A 1,309-nucleotide genomic window follows, 5' to 3' on the forward strand; every position below is an offset into this window, starting at 1 on the left:
ACCTTAGTGAGCATCCAGCTCCACCTTGCCAATATGCTTCGGCGGCCGCTTCAACAACAACACCAGCGGCAACACACCAAGCAGCACATACGGACTGGTTGGTCATAAAAATGACTGACTAGTCATTAGAGAGGTGCAACCCGGCCGGGATTCATTATGTTAGCTTGGCTTGAGTGTCCGTTAGACCCAAATCCCGCCGCCAGGTTTTAACGGACTTCCGCCGTTCCGAGATCCTGGATGCCGCCCTGAAACTCTTTGGCAAGAAGGGGTTTGCGGAGACCCGCATGGACGATGTGGCCGAGAAAGCCAAGGTCGCCAAAGGGACGCTCTACCTCTACTTCTCCTCCAAAGAAGAAATCTATGAGACGGCAGTGTCGCAGGCGATCGAAGAACAGCGCGAGCGCATCCGCGAGGCATTGGACGACGTGATCGGAACAGCGAACCGGCTGCGCGTCCTGCTGCAGATCCGTATGAGCTTCTGGGAGACGCAGCCCAATGTCTACCGCATGCTGGTAACACTCGGCCGCGAACGCAGCCACAGGAAACAGACCCACACTCTGCTGCAGGCCACTGTGCGGGAGTTGGTAGGGATCTTCGAAGAGGGTGTCAAAGCGGGTGAGATCCCTGCACGTGACTTCGAGCCGATCGGCTGGGCTGTCATGGATATGCTGCGTGGCATGAATGAACGTCGCCTCTACGGCGAAGCCGACAGCACACCGGAACAGGACACGGCGATCCTTCTTGCGCTGGTGCTGCCTGCTATCGGCCTTCGCACTCAGGCATAGTCTTCGCGATAAGGCGTGAAGACGTCCAATACCTCACTGGCTTCAAACGCACGAGCCTGATGCACGGCATCCCCAGGCACGATGATGCTGTCGCCGGCATGTAGCGTGTGATCGCCGTCAGGTGTGGTGAGCACGATGTGTCCGCTGATGACAAAGACCAGTTGCTGATGCGGATGCGAGTGCGCCGCGCCGACCCATCCAGGCTCCATGGTGTGCCGGACGAGCATCATCTCCGGCGTATAGCTCATCACCTGGCGCTTCAGGCCGGGTTCTGGGTTGGTCATCTGGTCATTGTTGCGGTGCACCACATCGCTCATGGCTTCAGCATACGTGATGCACCACAATATTCGCGGGAAACCCATAACGGGTGCCCCATGTCCCCTTAGGGACATGGGTATTCGAGCAAAGCTCGAACCGCTTTTTGTTTGTCATTTCGTAGTGACCAACGGGAACGGAGAAATCTGCTTCTCTACCGAGAATAAAAAGAGCGGTCGCGCATGGCGCGTTGCCCCACCCTTTCGCCG

Annotated in this window: 3 protein-coding genes; 1 reads left to right on the plus strand and 2 read right to left on the minus strand. The window is 57.4% G+C overall.

All coding sequences use genetic code 11. The features are described from left to right. The first annotated feature begins 173 nt into the window (after positions 1 to 173). On the plus strand, positions 174 to 785 hold the full coding sequence (locus AB4043_RS25815) for a TetR/AcrR family transcriptional regulator (RefSeq protein ID WP_442301397.1): 612 nt from the start codon (positions 174 to 176) through the stop codon (positions 783 to 785). On the opposite strand, the gene AB4043_RS25820 is transcribed toward AB4043_RS25815, so the two are convergent. Continuing rightward, positions 776 to 1,102 carry a cupin domain-containing protein gene (locus AB4043_RS25820; RefSeq protein WP_442301396.1) on the minus strand — a complete coding sequence of 109 codons (327 nt, stop codon included), beginning with the start codon at positions 1,100 to 1,102 and terminating at the stop codon, positions 776 to 778. The two genes, AB4043_RS25815 and AB4043_RS25820, sit on opposite strands and share 10 nt — an antisense overlap. A gap of 4 nt (positions 1,103 to 1,106) precedes the next feature. Further along, positions 1,107 to 1,309: hypothetical protein (locus AB4043_RS25825; protein ID WP_442308562.1), on the minus strand; the 203-nt coding region annotated here is incomplete at its 5' end.

It is taken from the genome of Terriglobus sp. YAF25, assembly GCF_052113305.1.
Taxonomy (GTDB): domain Bacteria; phylum Acidobacteriota; class Terriglobia; order Terriglobales; family Acidobacteriaceae; genus Terriglobus.